The 16,070-nt window shown below is 40.0% G+C and carries 10 protein-coding genes and 1 tRNA gene; 9 read left to right on the top strand and 2 right to left on the bottom strand.

From position 1 onward, the window contains the following. Positions 1-158 precede the first annotated feature (158 nt). Genes QME58_03005 through QME58_02980 form a run of 6 tightly spaced genes read left to right on the top strand, consistent with a single transcriptional unit; the run spans position 159 to position 10,369 of the window. Positions 159-1,550: a glucoamylase family protein gene (locus tag QME58_03005; GenBank protein MDI6802800.1), complete on the top strand. Its 1,392-nt coding sequence runs from the start codon at positions 159-161 to the stop codon at positions 1,548-1,550. Further along, positions 1,547-4,711, top strand: coding sequence for a discoidin domain-containing protein (locus QME58_03000; GenBank protein ID MDI6802799.1), 3,165 nt, complete (start codon positions 1,547-1,549; stop codon positions 4,709-4,711). The genes QME58_03005 and QME58_03000 overlap by 4 nt, the downstream gene beginning before the upstream one ends. After that, complete coding sequence (locus tag QME58_02995; GenBank protein MDI6802798.1) at positions 4,708-7,356, top strand: glycoside hydrolase family 2 TIM barrel-domain containing protein; 2,649 nt, start codon at positions 4,708-4,710, stop codon at positions 7,354-7,356. The genes QME58_03000 and QME58_02995 overlap by 4 nt, the downstream gene beginning before the upstream one ends. Beyond that, the gene (locus QME58_02990; protein ID MDI6802797.1) at positions 7,356-8,633 is read left to right on the top strand and encodes a sugar ABC transporter substrate-binding protein; all 1,278 of its coding nucleotides are present in this window, start codon (positions 7,356-7,358) and stop codon (positions 8,631-8,633) included. The genes QME58_02995 and QME58_02990 overlap by 1 nt, the downstream gene beginning before the upstream one ends. Before the next feature lie 3 nt (positions 8,634-8,636). Next, entirely contained in the window at positions 8,637-9,554 is a 918-nt protein-coding gene (locus tag QME58_02985) for a sugar ABC transporter permease (protein MDI6802796.1), read from the top strand. Next, positions 9,551-10,369: a carbohydrate ABC transporter permease gene (locus QME58_02980; GenBank protein MDI6802795.1), complete on the top strand. Its 819-nt coding sequence runs from the start codon at positions 9,551-9,553 to the stop codon at positions 10,367-10,369. Before QME58_02985 ends, QME58_02980 begins: the two co-directional genes overlap by 4 nt. 366 nt (positions 10,370-10,735) lie before the next feature. Here QME58_02980 and QME58_02975 read toward each other — a convergent pair. Further along, positions 10,736-10,808: transfer RNA gene (locus QME58_02975), tRNA-Met, on the bottom strand. Between the two features lie 109 nt (positions 10,809-10,917). On the opposite strand from QME58_02975, the gene hemN reads away from it, so the two are divergent. Beyond that, a complete protein-coding gene (hemN, locus tag QME58_02970) occupies positions 10,918-12,306 on the top strand; it encodes an oxygen-independent coproporphyrinogen III oxidase (protein MDI6802794.1) in 1,389 nt (462 codons plus the stop codon). 62 nt (positions 12,307-12,368) lie between these two features. Here hemN and QME58_02965 read toward each other — a convergent pair whose 3' ends face one another. Next, entirely contained in the window at positions 12,369-14,420 is a 2,052-nt protein-coding gene (locus tag QME58_02965; GenBank protein MDI6802793.1) for a hypothetical protein, read from the bottom strand. Positions 14,421-14,676: 256 nt separating this feature from the next. Between QME58_02965 and QME58_02960 the strand changes: the two genes are divergently transcribed. Together QME58_02960 and QME58_02955 are read left to right on the top strand one after the other, a co-directional pair. After that, a complete protein-coding gene (locus QME58_02960) occupies positions 14,677-15,246 on the top strand; it encodes a 3'-5' exonuclease (protein ID MDI6802792.1) in 570 nt (189 codons plus the stop codon). A 256-nt stretch (positions 15,247-15,502) separates the two neighbouring features. Further along, on the top strand, positions 15,503-16,033 hold the full coding sequence (locus QME58_02955; protein MDI6802791.1) for a hypothetical protein: 531 nt from the start codon (positions 15,503-15,505) through the stop codon (positions 16,031-16,033). Positions 16,034-16,070: the final 37 nt, after the last annotated feature.

Below are 16,070 nucleotides of genomic sequence, written 5' to 3'. Positions count from 1 at the left end.
GGAAGAGTGTGGAATCGAGTCCAGAGGACTCGTATGTTTTTGTACTCCTAAGCTTTGTTTGCGTAACATCAGTCAGTAATATAAATTTGGTCAAAACCTATAAAATTTTAATAAACTTTTAACAACGACAAAAATGTTGTGGCAATTCTACAAACCGTATGCAAACTAAAAATAATATCATAATAATATTAATCCAAATAATATTCGTTACAATTGGATGTAGCCAACAAATCAAGTCAACCGATGATCCATTTCAATGGGATTCTTTTCTCGATACACTTCAAAGTCGCACACTACAATTTTTTCTCGACGTTACAGATTCCACTACAGGTTTAACTCCCGACCGTTGGCCCGCATCGTTTTCACCTTCGAGTGTTGCAGCAATCGGATTCGCACTAACTTCATATCCAATTTCTTTTGAGCGCGGCATCATCACTCGCTATCAAGCGGCACAACGGGTATTGAATACAATTCGACTCCTTTTGAGTCTTGAACAAAGTGAAAAGCCGGACGCAAGCGGCTATAAAGGATTCTATTATCACTTCCTTGATATCAAAAATGGTAAGCGAACCTGGAATTGCGAACTATCCACAATCGATACCGGCTTACTTATGGCTGGCGTGCTTTTCTGTCAAACTTATTTTGATCGAGATAAGAACATTGAAAAAGAAATTCGTCAGCTTGCTGATAGTCTTTATCGCAGAGTTGATTGGAAATGGGCAATGGCTGGAAGAAACGGGATTACTCTCGGTTGGACACCAGAGCGTGGATTCCATTCGGATATCTGGGACGGCTATGATGAGGCGATGATTCTCTACATTCTTGCGCTCGGCTCTCCAACCTACTCTGTTCCCGAAAGTGTTTGGGATGCCTGGACGAAACCATATCTTTGGGCAAAGTTTTATGGATATGAATTCATTAGCTTCGCACCCCTTTTCGGTCATCAGTTTTCACATTGTTGGATAGATTTCAAGGGGATTCAAGATGAGTATATGAAGGGAAAAGGAATTGATTACTTCGAGAATTCTCGTCGCGCAACTTACTCGCAGCAAGCATACGCAAAAGAAAACCCCGGCAAGTTCAAAGATTATTCAGACACAATCTGGGGTTTCACCGCTTGCGACGGGCCAAAAGATACATCCTTTATAATTGATGGTAAAAGAAGAAAGTTTGAAGGATATGCCGCTCGGGGACCATCGATAGATTGGACGAACGACGACGGAACTATCGCGCCAACCGCCTCCTCTGGTTCGATTCCTTTTGCCCCTGAAATATGCATTCCCACATTAAAAGCACTCAGAAATAAATATGACAATCTCGTATTCCGAAAGTATGGTTTTATAGATGCGTTCAATCCGACTTATCGAACGCCACAGCATCCAAACGGTTGGTTCGATAACGATTATCTGGGAATCGATCAAGGTCCAATCGCAATAATGATTGAAAATTACAGGAACAGTTTTGTGTGGAATGTAATGAAAAAAAATCAGTACATCATCAAAGGATTGAAGCGTGCCGGTTTCAAAGGTGGATGGTTGGAAGGAAAATGAAAATCATAAAACTAATTGTGTTGCTCTTCCTGTTGCTGAATCCGGCGGTTACACAAGTGAGAGTCCTCGATGATTACGAAGACATCAAATATTGGATGCCCATCGTCTCCGACGGCGCTTCGATGAATATCACTCAAACACAAGGTTATAGCGGAAAAGGACTTGCGCTTCAATTTGAATTTCACGGCTCAGGTTATGCAATTGCTCAAAAGAGGCTCAAACTTCTTTTGCCGGAAAATTATAAATTTACATTTTATCTTCGAGGTGATGCGCCGGTAAATAATTTTGAATTTAAGCTGCTCGACACAGCAGGCAACGTTTTTTGGACCAAGAAACTGAATGTTGAATTTTCAAAAGAATGGACTAAGCGAACAATCAAGATGCGACATATTACTTTTGCTTGGGGACCTTCCGGCGGTGGTAAAATAAAAGATGTAGATAAAATTGAGTTTGTCGTCTCTGCCGGAACAGGCGGCGGTAAGGGAACAATTTACATTGATGAATTCAAAATCGAACCAATTACTGAAGCAACACCAAACTTAAAACTGGTTGCAACTGCTTCTTCATTCGCAAAAAATTCTTCACCCCAATTTGCGATTGATGCAAATAATACAACAATTTGGATGAGCGGCGGACAGTCGGAACAACAGTGGTTGGTTATCGATTTTCAAGAGGATCGTGAGTTTGGTGGAATGGTGATTGACTGGGAAAAGGAAAAGTATGCAGAGCAGTATGATGTTGCCTTTTCGGATGATGGAAAAAATTGGACGACGGTCTATCGAGTAACGAGTGGGAATGGAGACCGCGATTATATCTATTTACCTGAGGCGGAAACTCGTTTTCTCAGATTGAATCTAAAGAAGAGCATCAACAACAAAAACTACGGCATCAGAAATATTGATGTGAAAAGTGTAGAGTTCGGTTCGTCACCAAATGCATTTATCATAACAGTTGCAAGTGACGCACCTCGAGGATATTTTCCAAAATATTTTTCCAATCAAATGTCGTATTGGACTATTGTCGGCGTTAGCGGCGATACGAAGGAAGCAATGATAAATGAAGAGGGAATGATAGAGGTTGATAAAGCGAGTTTTTCGCTCGAACCATTCTTATATCTCAACGGTAAATTTATTACTTGGAATGAAGTTAGCATTACGCAATCGCTCGACCGCAGCTACCTGCCGATTCCTATCGTCGAGTGGAAATATAATGATTTCATTCTGAAGACAACAACATTTGCCGCCAATGTAGAGGGGAAGCCGGTATTGATTGTCAATTACACTGCAGAGAATAAAAGCGATATGCTGGTTGATGGGAAATTATTTGTTACATTACGTCCATTTCAAGTTAATCCGCCATCGCAAGATTTGAATATGGTGGGCGGGACGGCAAATATTCGTTCAATAAAGTATTCTAATGGGATAGCTACAGTTAACGATGTAACGCAAGTGTTATCTCTCTCGACCCATAACGCTTTCGGTGCGGCAGAATTTGACCAAGGCGATATAACATCATTTATTTCTCGTGGAGAAGTTCCACCTACTCGTAATATCACCGATCATTTCGGTTATGCATCTGCTGCATTCGAATATGACCTGGCTCTACCATCCGGCAGTTCGAAGGATAACTCTCTGATTGTTCCATTCGACGAGAAACTGACGAACTTCAGAACTAATCAGGATGACACTTCGGCAAAATCATTAGCAATAGAATTGTTGGATAAAACTCAGAAATTTTGGGAAACTAAACTTAGTGCGGTTGAATTTAAACTTCCCAAATCAGCCGAGAAAGTTGTAAACACACTGAAATCGAATATTGCTTATATACTGATAAACCGGGATGGACCGGCTATTCAACCCGGTTCTCGTTCGTACGAGCGGTCTTGGATAAGAGATGGGGCGCTAACTTCCTCAGCGCTTCTCTATATGGGTATAACAGATGAAGTGCGTGAATATATAGATTGGTATGCAAAGTACCAATTCCCCGATGGAAAAATTCCTTGCGTTGTCGATTCTCGCGGCGCTGACCCGGTTCCTGAGCACGACAGTCACGGTGAATTTATTTATCTCGTAATGCAATATTTTCATTTCACAAAAGACACGATCTGGTTACGCGGAAAGTTTGATAATATTACAAAAGCAGTCAGGTATATACAATTCCTCCGCAATCAACGTAAAACTGACGACTTCAAATATGGCACGCCAGAGCAACGAGCTATGTTTGGTCTGGTTCCCGAATCCATAAGCCACGAGGGTTACTCAGCCAAACCGATGCACTCGTACTGGGACGACTTCTGGGTATTGCGCGGGCTTAAAGATGCGACTGCTATCGCACAAATTTTGGGTGAGAAAAATATTGAAAAGGAATTCAACTCTGAAACAGATGATTTTCAGATTTGTTTATACGCTTCGATGCGGCTTGCGATGCAAAACAAAAATATTGATTACATCCCCGGTTGTGTTGAGCTTGGTGATTTCGATGCCACTTCAACTGCTATTGGTGTAAATCCTATCGGCGAGTTGGGCAATATTCCCGAACCGCAACTCATCAATACATTCGACCGTTATTACAAATTCTTTACCGACAGGCGCGACGGTAAAATTGATTGGCTGAATTACACTCCTTATGAAGTTCGTATAATCGGTGCTTATGTTTTTATGAGTCAGAAACAACGCGCACACGAGTTGCTGAATTTCTTTTTTGAAGACCAGCGTCCGAGAGGGTGGAATCATTGGGCGGAAGTCGTGTGGAAAAATCCGAATACTCCACGATTTATCGGCGATATGCCGCACACGTGGGTAGCTTCGGATTTTATTCGTTCCGTTCGAAGTATGTTTGCCTATGAGCGAGAGAAAGATACCTCACTTGTTATCGGAGCGGGTATTCCAGAAGATTGGCTGAACGAACCGGATGGCATTGAAGTGAAAAAACTAACTACTTACTACGGTGTTATTGATTATAGTATGAAAAAAACTGGCGAAAGTTTGATTGTAAAAATCGGTGGCAACATACAAATCCCTCCCGGTAAAATTATTCTCCGTTCACCTTTAAGCAATCCAATTGTTTCAGTCCAAATTAATGGTAAACAGGTAAAGCAGACCAAGCGCGGTATCGAAATTAAAACATTGCCGGCAACCGTTATTCTGAAATCCGCAAGATGAGTACAAATTTTTTTAAACAACCGAAAAAAAAAATCTCTCTCAACGGTTCTTGGGAAATACAGCCCGGTGAAAAAGAGAGTTCACCATCAAAGTGGGACCATCAAGTCCAAGTTCCATCTCTTGTGGATAGCGCTGATCCAAAATACAACTGGCAATCATACGATTATCACTGGTATCGGAAAACATTTCGCGTAGATGAGCCTTATCAATATCAGATTGCTGTATTGACCATCGAACAGGCGATGTCCGGAACTGAAGTATGGCTGAATGGAAAGCACATCGGCGGCGACATAGCTTGCTACACATCTCAGGAATACATTTGCACGGATGCACTTTTATATGGCAAAGAAAATGAACTATTAGTGAGAGTGGGTTCTCGTGACACGCTCCCGCTCGAGAGCGCAGTTGGCAAAGACCAAGAACGAGAAATATATATTCCCGGCATCTGGGGAGATGTGTATATCAATTTATCGGGTAATCCCAGAGTTAAATTAGTTCAAGTTATTCCTCACATTAACTCACAACAAGCAGAAGTTCGAGTAACAATCGAAAACGGTTTTACATCAAATAAAGAGGTTAGGATTGTTGGAAAAATTTTGGAGAAGAAATCTAAAATTCAAAGCTCCAACATTATTGCAACTGATGTAACAGTTTTGGCAAACTCGGAGGCAAGTGTAACTCTTTTAATTTCAATTGATTATATGCAACTCTGGTATCCCGAATATCCATTTCTGTATGAGATTGAGATTGCCATTGAGGATGGAGGTGAAGTGGTTGACCAAACGTTTACAACTTTCGGTATGCGCGAATTCAAAATATCAGGCTCCGATTTTTATTTAAACGGGGAGCAAATATTTTTACGTGGCGGCAACATTGCTTTTCATCGCTTTCTTTCCGACCCTGACCGTGTATTACTCCCATGGAATTCTGAATGGATTAAGAAAATCATGGTTGATATTCCGAAAGCACACAACTTCAATTTTTTCCGAAATCACCTCGGACAAATGTACAACCGATGGTACGACATTGCGGATGAATACGGGATACTAATTCAAAACGAGTGGCAATTCTGGACAACTTCCGGAACGAAAGAACAAATCACTAAAGAATTTACTCGTTGGTTACAAGATAACTGGAATCATCCGAGTATCATTATCTGGGACCCGATAAACGAATCAACGGATGATGTCGTCCAGAAAGAAATCGTGCCGAAGATGAAAGATCTAGATCCAACACGCCCGTGGGAATCTGTCGATTTTATAGAGCAGCATCCATACATTTACTCACTCGGTCCGGTGTTGAATGAACGCAGATTCGGCTTCACCGTTCCATTAGAAGAAATTGAACATTCAACGACACCTTCTGTAGTAAATGAATTTCTATGGTGGTGGTTGGATAAAAATTTTCAACCGACAGCGCTGACAAAAGATGTCATCGAGCGATGGCTCGGAAAAGATTACACACAAGAAGAGTTGATTAGGCATCAATCATTTCTTGCTCAGGAGTTAGTCGAATTATTCCGCCGTATGCGTGTTCGTGCAATTCAGCCGTTTGTCTATTTGAGCAATAATGATGGACCGACAGGTCATTGGTTTGCAGGTAGTATAAAAGATTTGAAGCCAAAGCCGGTACTTGAATCTTTAAAAAATGTATTCTCTCCGTTCGGATTAAGTTTAGAATTATGGGATAGGCATTTCTTTGTTAACGAGGAATGCACAATCCGACTCTATATATTTAATGATACCAACGAAAAGCAAAATGGGCAGATACTCTACGGCATCACAGACGGTAATGAAAAATGGTTTTGGCAAAAAAATGAAGTTGTATCTGTAGAAGGGAGTAGTTGTGTAGAACATCCAATTGTCATCAGAATGCCTCCAAAACCAGGCACTTTTTACGTCCGGGCAGAATTATTCGCCAGTAATAAAAATATGTCGTTAGCTTACAGTCAGAAAATTGCTCACGTGTTTGATCCACCACAAGCTTCAGAACGAATGAAAGGGATAACCTTCGGATTGTTAGAAGCTGATGGAGAGATTTCTGATTTTTTAAGTATGATAGCGATACCTCATATTGTTTTTAATGGAGATTTCAGTAAATTCAAGACATTGATTATTGACCGAAGTTCGTTACAGAATAAAACGTATCAATTGAATTTAAATGAAATTACAGAATTTATTAAATCGGGCGGTACATTGATTATTAACGAACCAGAATATGGAATCGAAGAGAATATCGTTGTCCCTGTAGCCAGCGGAATTCAATTGACAATTGAGAAGCGTTCAGATACAGATCGCGGCGGTTACGATTCGTACCTTTTCGCAGAAGATCATTCACATCATTTGTGGAAAAATATATTGAAAGAACATTTGAAAATGTTTAACGGTGGCTATGGTGGCGAAGTTGTCTCGCAACACGATGTTAAAGCCGACGGTGTTTCAAAAGTATTTGCCCGGTGCGGTTTGAAACTGAAAACTTTGGCTGTGTTCGAAATTCCTATCGGTAAAGGTAAGGTACTTGTTTCACGCTTACAGTTGAGGGGACGATTAGTAAATCGATTTCGCCCTTCTCAACTTTATGATCGCCGTGTTGACCCGGTAATACAACAATATTTATTGAATCTTTTAGAATCTGTTAATTCTTAATGAATAGAATTGTTACATACTTGATTGCCTCGCTCTTGTTGATAACCATCTCACAATTAAGCTGCCGTTCATCACCTTCATCCGAAACGGTTCTCATATTTTGGGCGATGGGTGCTGAAGGCGAAAATGTTCAGAAACTGATTCCTGAGTTTGAGCGAAGAAATCCCGGGATTAAAGTAAAAGTCCAATCAATACCTTGGACCGCCGCTCACGAAAAATTACTTACAGCTTATGCCGGAAACTCAACTCCCGACGTATCACAACTCGGAAATACCTGGATTCCCGAATTCACACTCCTGAATGCGATAGAAGATTTAAATCCTTGGATTGAAAATTCTTCTATCGTCAGGAAGGAAAAATATTTCGAAGGGATATGGGAAACAAATGTTATAGACGACATTCCGTACGGCATACCTTGGTACGTTGACACTCGGGTAATGTTTTATCGTAAAGATATTTTAGAACAGGCGGGCTACAAAAATCCACCGGCAACTTGGGATGAGTGGTTCGATGCTTCGATGAAAATTAAACAGTTAGCAGGCGGGATAGAAAAATATGCCGTTCTGCTGCCTACAAACGAATGGGTTCCGTTTGTTGTTGCTGGATTACAAAACGGCTCTACGTTGTTGAAAAATGACAACCGTTATGGCGATTTCAGCGGTGAGAAGTTTACAAAAGCTTTTGAGTACATAATGCGATTTTACCAAAACAAGCTCGCGCCTGTGGGTATTACGCAAGTTACAAACATCTATCAGGGAATCGCTGAGGGATTTTTTGCTATGTATATTACAGGTCCATGGAATATCAGTGAGTTTCAAAAACGAATGCCGCCGGCGCTTCAAGATAAATGGATGACAGCACCGCTACCCGGTCCCGATAAGAATACGCCGGGAATCTCACTTGCCGGAGGTGCCAGCTTAGTGATTTTTCGCAACTCGACGAAGAAAGAACAAGCGTGGAAATTCATAGAATATCTTTCGGCAGTGCAACAGCAGTTAGAATTTTACAAAGTAACGGGTAATCTTCCCGCTGTTGAAGAAGCATGGAACGATACGTTGTTTAAGAACAATGTCTATGTAAAAGCTTTTTATGAACAGTTCAAGCACGTTGTACCGACACCTAAAATTCCTGAGTGGGAACAAATTGCAATGAAAGTTCAACAGTATGCTGAAATGGCATCGGCACAAAAAATATCCGTTAATCAAGCTCTTGCAGAGCTCGACAAAGATGTGAATATAATTTTAGAAAAACGCAGGTGGATGCTGAACCGAAAGTGATGCATGTATATTGAAACGAAACATATAACGAGTTCATCGGCGAAAAGTTTTTATAGCGCGGCTTATTTCTTTCTTACACCGGCTTTAGCAGCCATATTTATATTTTTCTTCTTACCCGTCATTGCGGCATTCGTAATGAGTTTTACCGATTTCGACATTTACTCTTTAGGGAATATTCAGTATGTTCGTTTTGTCGGCTTCCGCAATTATTTACAACTTTTTAACGACCCGCTTTTCTGGCAGGCGTTCCAAAATACTTTTTACTTTGTGCTTGTTGGTGGACCGTTATCTGTTGCCGTTTCGTTAGCCGCTGCGATACTACTCAATTCAAAACTCGTGCGTTTCAAAAGCTTCTTCCGTGTAATTTACTTTGCGCCCGTCGTAACTACACTCGTTGCCATCGCTGTAGTTTGGCGGTTCGTTTACCATCCAAGGTTTGGGTTGTTGAATTACTTTCTAAGCTTTTTCGGAGTTACCCCTATCGATTGGTTAGGCGATCCAACTTATGCAATGCCTGCTATCATCCTGCTGGCGGTCTGGAAAAACTTCGGATATAACATGATCATATTTATTGCAGGATTGCAAAATATCCCGGATGAACTGTATGAAGCCGCGCGCATCGACGGTGCAAATGCCCGGCAGCAATTTCTTTTTATCACAATTCCGATGTTAGCTCCCACGACACTCTTCGTCAGCATTATCACAATGATTGGATATTTCCAGCTATTCGCAGAGCCGTATGTCATGACACAAGGAGGTCCGCTTAACAGCACTCTCAGCATTGTATTATTGATGTACCAGCAAGGATTTCGTTGGTGGAATATGGGATACTCGGCATCATTGGCGTTTGTACTGTTTGTAATAATTCTGATCGGATCAATTATCCAGTTCAGACTACAAAAGCGGGGAGAGGAAGGATGAAAAATATTCTAAAAACAATGCTGTTTATTCTTGTTGTCATTCTTGCCGTCGCCACGTTGACGCCGCTTCTATGGATGTTATCAGCTTCCGTAATGCCGACAGGACAAGCGAGCACGTATCCGCCCAAATTTTTTTCAGAATCCGTTACACTTGACCACTACGCTTTGCTATTCACACGTTTAGATGTACTGCGATACGTCATAAATAGTTTTTTGATTAGCACTGCAGTTACGTTCATCTCACTTTTATTTAACTCGATGGCAGGATACGCGTTTGCTAAATACCGGTTTCCCGGTCGTAACCGTCTGTTCAAGCTGCTCATTTCGACAATGGTAATACCCGCACAGGTTACGATGCTTCCATTATTCTTGATGCTTAACAAGATGGGATTAATTAATACTTATCTCGGTGTGATTATTCCAGGTATGGCAAGTATTTTTGGAATATTTCTTATACGTCAATACGCTCTCTCGATTCCTGACAGTTTGATCGACGCTGCACGCATCGACGGAGCGAGCGATTTCAGAATATATCGTTCGATAATACTTCCGTTGTGCAAACCTATATTGATTACGCTTGCGATATTCACGTTTATGGGAACGTGGAACGATTTTCTCTGGCCCCTCATTGTCATGACCGACGATTCGATGTATACTCTGCCGGTTGCACTTGCCAACCTTGCCGGCGAGCACGTACAAGACACCGAACTGATGATGGCAGGCTCGGTAATTACCATCATGCCGGTTATGGTATTATTCCTTGCATTGCAAAAATATTACATCAGCGGTTTGATGGCTGGTGCAGTTAAAGAGTAAATATTATTTGAGTGAAAATTGGGTAGGGAGGAAGAACTAATCAGAGCACTTGAAGCCTAGTTGCCCATCTCAAATAGTTTTTTGTGGCGCTAAAACGAACCTTTGGCACGGTGGACCAACACGTAATAACAAAAATAATCTTTTAAAATAGATTAACATAAAGCTGCAGGATCATATCGGGGTCATAAAAAAAATAAGCCGACTCTTTTCAGAATCGGCTTTTCCTGTAGCGGGGGCAGGATGCCGCAAAAAAAAGGCGGCATTTCGTTCCGATTGTTTACGCAATCGGAACTCAACTTAATTTCAATCCTTCCTGATCCACTAAAAACAAAAATTCCCCACTAGGAGTGAGGAATTTTTATTTTGTAGCGGGGGCAGGACTTGAACCTGCAGCCTTTGGGTTATGAGCCCAACGAGCTACCAATTGCTCCACCCCGCGATATTTTATTTTTGCGTTGTTAATATACAAAATTACATAGTCATATCAAAATTTGCCTCTCACTCAATTTATTCCTAATTTTATACATCAAAAAATTATTAGTAATCAAATGAATTCAATATTTGCAAATATAGATATAAGTCTTTTAAAAAAGTACGATAAACCCGGTCCTCGATATACGAGCTATCCGACTGCACCTTTATTCACTCAAGAGTATACACCTCAATGGTTTAAAGAGGATTTAATTCAAAACAATTCAAACAGTACTCATCCATTGTCTCTATATTTTCACATTCCTTTCTGCGATACCCTCTGTTATTTCTGCGGCTGTACAACAATCATAACTCCTAATAGTGAGCATCTTAAAAAATATATCGGTTACTTGAAAAAGGAAATTGAGACCGTATCAAAATACATCTCACATCAACGTCAAGTTGTTCAACTTCATTGGGGTGGAGGTACTCCGTCTTATCTTCATCCGGAACAGATCAGAGACGTAGGGAATTATATAAAGGATAGATTTAACTTCGGACAGAACATCGAATACGGTGTAGAAATTGATCCGCGAGGTTTAACTTTCGAACACATGAAAGCATTCCGTGAAGTAGGGATGAACAGAGTAAGTATCGGTGTGCAGGACTTTAACGAAGAAGTCCAAGTTGCGTCAAACCGGTTTCAGTCCGAAGAAATTACAATGAACGCCTACAACTGGGCACGTGAACTTGGAATTAAAAGCATTAACCTCGACTTAATCTACGGACTACCTAAACAAACACAAGAGTCGTTCGAAAAAACTCTTGATAAAGCGATCGAGATTTCACCGGAGAGATTTGCCATTTTCAACTTTGCATACATACCGTGGTTGAAACCTCATCAGAAATTGTTAAACCAATCCGAGTTGCCGACAGCCGACACGAAACTTCAGATATTAAAAATGACAATCGAAAAGTTAGTAACTAACGGTTACGTGTACATAGGTATGGACCACTTTGTAAAACCAACAGATGAAATGGCAATCGCTCAGAAGAATAAAACTCTTTATAGAAATTTTCAAGGATACTCCACGAATGCCCAAGCCGATTTGTTCGGTTTCGGAATGTCTTCAATTTCTCACTTCGGAACTGTTTATTCTCAAAATTATAAAACACTTGAAGAATACTATAAGAGCATAGATGAAGGGAAATTCCCGATACATATCGGTTATCGGATGAACGAGGATGATGTAATCCGAAAGTTTGTAATACTCCGGCTTATGTGTGATTTAGAAATTGATAAAAATCAGATTGAGAAAAAATTTAACATCAAATTCGATGAATATTTTTCGGAGTCGTTGGTGGACCTACAGCAATTTATCGATGAGGGGATTGTTGTAAATTCAAACGACAAAATATTGATTCAAGGTATGGGCCGGCTTGTTCTTCGAACGATAGCAATGTGTTTCGATGCCTACATTAAAAAAATGGTAAAAGAAAAACCGATATTTTCAAGGACGGTATAGTAACTCTCCCGAAGGTTTGATTTGTTTAATCTTGCTCAACCTTCGGGAGGTTAACTGAATTTTTATTTTACTTCCGCCAATGCTTTTTCCGCTGCATCTAACATTGGCTTTGTTGAAATCGGTTGACCTACTGCCTTTGCCATCCACAGGTTCGGCGTTATTGCGCCTTGTACACACATTCTCTCCATATCTTTCGCGAGGTTTCCTTTCTTCAAATACTCTTCAACCTGAAATGCAATAATATGACCCAGCGGATAGTCGGGAGTATAAAGACCGGAGTTTATCGTGTGCGAATAAATCGCCAGGAGAAATACATCCTTCTCTCCAAATACAGGCGAATAAAATTCATTCCAAACATCTTTAGCAATTTGAATAACCGCATCCTTTAATTGTGCAGGAGTTGCATCCGGATTTTTATACATCCATCTCCAAGCATACATATCTACAAGTGCGACACCGCTGATTTCGTATGTTTGCCATAAAGAATTTAATGCATCGAGATGTTCTTTGTTGACATCTTTTTCTTTAAAACCCAACAACTCTAAATCGCGCGATTGAAAAACGAAAGCAAATCCTTCAGTGAAGGCTGTGTTCGGGACGCCGCGCAACAGTGTATAATCTACTTTATTGTATGACAACACCTGCTCGACGTTATGTCCTAATTCGTGTAAGGCGATGTTATATCCTTTGTAGTTCATTCCATCTTTCGGAACTCTCGTTCGCAGGTGGGCTTTATCTACCAACCTGCCTGCTGCCATCGCGTGTCCTGAACCGCGTGCAGCATCGACTTCAATTTTACTCGCAAGGAATTGAGCCATATCAAAAGAAAAACCAAGTTTTGTAAGGATATTAGGCATATCTTTTTCGAACGCAGCAACATGCGGATACTTCGCCTTCACGATTTTATCCAATTCTGCTTCATTAAATTTTCCTTGTCCTTTGAATCCATTATACCAAATATCGAACGGTTTTAATTTCCGACCGAGCCGCTTTTCAATCACTTCGCCGGTTTGCTTAATATGCGGTGAACTTAAAATAGATTTTAATAATTCCTCAAATTGTGCTTCAGGAATTTCGCGGTCTTCCTTAAATCTTCTGTCCATTAAAGTCGGAAGGTGCGGGTAGTATTTGTCTATTTCGCGTTGTGCTTTGAATATGTTTTGCCACATTTCATACCGGGTATTTTGTTCGGGCGTATCATCGGCTTTAGTTTCGGGTTTGGAATTTGGGGCAGGAGCGACCTTGTTTGTTGATGGCGTCCAATCCAAATCGGGGTTGTTGATGACAGCTTTTGGTATTTCCTGACGGATAATTTTTTCCATTACTGTGCGTATCATTTCTTGACGTGGTAACCCGTCGGCGTTTGCGTATTGAGCTTTCAATTCATCGCGTAAACCCCAGTGGCTTAAAAGTACTTTCCCTTCGGGAAATAATCTTTCACCGTTGTCGTTAAGCAAATTGTGCATAATAATATTATAAGAACTTATATAGTTTTCAGCGTTGTTGTAAGCTTGCGCTGTTTTTTGATTTGCTTCTGCGGGAACACGTTTAGAAAACATCTGTGCAAGACGTGCTTTTGCCCATTCTTCGCGTGTCCAGTTGTTTCCGGATTCCAATCTTTCTTCGAGTGTAGTAATCGGAAAATTCAATAGCACTACAAATGCAATTTTTGTTTTATAGAAATCGTCCTGAAGATGCGCAAACGGAGAAAACTCGCCGAACAAATAATCTACTGGGAGCAACTCGCCGGTATCTTCGTGAAGCGGTATGCTTACATCGCGACTCAACTCAGTCATATAGCCATAAACAAGTTCAAAATTTTTCTGTAAGCGGGTAAAGGTTTCTTCTAACAACTTCGGGTCGCCTATAAAGTAGTCGCTACAAACTTTTACAAAATCTTCTTCAGTGCCGTCTTCTTGTCGCCAAAATTGGGCTGCCTGTTTTACACCTTTATCGATTTTCGCTGCATCAATGTTGGGATATTTTGTTTTCAAATCCTGAATTACTTTTTGGATCGTCTGTTCAGATATCTTCATAACTTGTTCTTCCTTTTGACACGATATTAGAATTATGGATAAAAACACAACAACTCCAAAGGTTAATAGATGTTTCATTTTTTATTCTCCTATGATATTGGATTAGTAAATTCGTGTAAAAAGATATGGAAATTCGGTATATGATGCAAATTGTTGATTAAAGTAATAATTTTAATTAGATTATGGGCAGATAAAAATAAAGGAAATAATCAGTTAGTTAACGGAAGCATTGCGTGATTCAAAAGATAAGTGCAAGCGTAACAGAATGCCGCGCAGGAAAAAACGGGGATGCTGAAAACCGATTAGAGTAGGCAGAAACTTAAAAGACATAAATATGTATCTATTTTTTGACACAGAAACAACAGGATTACCAAGAAATTGGAAAGCACCAGTAACAGACCTAAACAATTGGCCACGTATGGTTCAATTAGCTTTTTTATTTTATGATAAAAATGGAAATAAAATTTCTGGTGATGACTATATTATTAAACCAGAGGGATTTACAATTCCTTCTGACGTATCAAGAATTCACGGGATTACGACAGAAAGAGCTAATCGAGAAGGGAAATCTATTTTGCTAGTTTTACAAGAATTCAATTCGCTAATTAATGAAGCTAACTATCTTGTAGCACATAATATGAGTTTTGACGAAAAGATTGTTGGAGCCGAATTTTTAAGAAATAGGATGCAAAACAGTATTGCAACAAAGAGAAAAATTTGCACAATGGAAAGCACAACAAAATTTTGTGCAATTGACGGACCTTATGGTTACAAGTGGCCCAAACTTTCAGAGTTGCATTACAAACTTTTCCGGACAAGTTTTGAAGAATCTCATAATGCTGCTGTGGACATTAATGCTACTGCAAAATGCTTTTGGGAATTGAAACGAATTGGGAAAATTTGACCTGTAAAGCTCAAAAAGAACGAAAAGGTTGACAAAGAATTTTTAGACAGCTTCACACCAGAAAAATAGTGATTCCACGGTAGGCCTTATTGTTGACTAAAGAGATAAATTTAATTAGATTATAGTTAGATGAAAATAAAGGAATATATACAGTTTATCACCCTGCAAGCAGGACGTCTTTTTTACAAAGCACGTTGGCGACAGTGCTAACTTGAAACTTCCGATAGAAAAATTAACTTAAAAAAAATCAAAACTTATGTCACAGAAACCAGACGACTTAGAAGCAGTAAGAGCTATTTGTATTGCTTTGGAACCCTTTGATGAAACTGAAAGGGGAAAAATAATTAAGTGGGCAAGCGAGAGAATTGGAATCAAATCAATTACTCCGCTTCCAGCTCCAAATACTTCGCCTCCTACATCTGGAGGTAAGGACATAAAGACATTCCTTGAAGAAAAAAATCCAACATCGGCAAATCAGTTAGTTGCTGCTGTTGCATACTACTATAAGTTTGAAGCTCCTGCTTCTGAAAAAAAGAATGCAATTACAAAGGATGATTTGATGGAAGCAAGCAGAAAAGCAAATAGAGAAAGACCAAAAAACCCTAATGTAATATTGGTTAATGCAAAAGAGTACGGTTTAGTAGATAAAGTTGGAACAGGAGCATATGAAATAAATGCAGTTGGAGAAAACCTTGTTGCCGTTTCAATGCCTGGTTCTGGACACGGAAATTCAGGAATTAAAAAGTCATCTCCAAAAACGAAGAATATCGCCAAGAAGAAAAAATAGTGTCATTAATTTAAATGATATTAAATGAATGAATTCA

The organism is Bacteroidota bacterium (assembly GCA_030017895.1).
Taxonomy (GTDB): Bacteria; Bacteroidota; Ignavibacteria; order UBA10030; family BY39; genus JASEGV01.
Note: the sequence above shows the minus strand (reverse complement) of the source record. Positions and strands in the feature narration are given on the sequence as shown.

What these genes read in the sequence shown, in the direction of transcription:
- QME58_02990 (MDI6802797.1), top strand. Translation starts at nt 7,356, where the DNA reads ATGAATAGAATTGTTACATACTTGATTGCCTCGCTCTTGTTGATAACC.
- QME58_03000 (MDI6802799.1), top strand. Translation starts at nt 1,547, where the DNA reads ATGAAAATCATAAAACTAATTGTGTTGCTCTTCCTGTTGCTGAATCCG.
- QME58_02980 (MDI6802795.1), top strand. Translation starts at nt 9,551, where the DNA reads ATGAAAAATATTCTAAAAACAATGCTGTTTATTCTTGTTGTCATTCTT.
- QME58_03005 (MDI6802800.1), top strand. Translation starts at nt 159, where the DNA reads ATGCAAACTAAAAATAATATCATAATAATATTAATCCAAATAATATTC.
- QME58_02995 (MDI6802798.1), top strand. Translation starts at nt 4,708, where the DNA reads ATGAGTACAAATTTTTTTAAACAACCGAAAAAAAAAATCTCTCTCAAC.
- QME58_02955 (MDI6802791.1), top strand. Translation starts at nt 15,503, where the DNA reads ATGTCACAGAAACCAGACGACTTAGAAGCAGTAAGAGCTATTTGTATT.
- QME58_02985 (MDI6802796.1), top strand. Translation starts at nt 8,637, where the DNA reads ATGTATATTGAAACGAAACATATAACGAGTTCATCGGCGAAAAGTTTT.
- QME58_02960 (MDI6802792.1), top strand. Translation starts at nt 14,677, where the DNA reads ATGTATCTATTTTTTGACACAGAAACAACAGGATTACCAAGAAATTGG.
- hemN (MDI6802794.1), top strand. Translation starts at nt 10,918, where the DNA reads ATGAATTCAATATTTGCAAATATAGATATAAGTCTTTTAAAAAAGTAC.
- QME58_02965 (MDI6802793.1), bottom strand. Translation starts at nt 14,420, where the DNA reads ATGAAACATCTATTAACCTTTGGAGTTGTTGTGTTTTTATCCATAATT.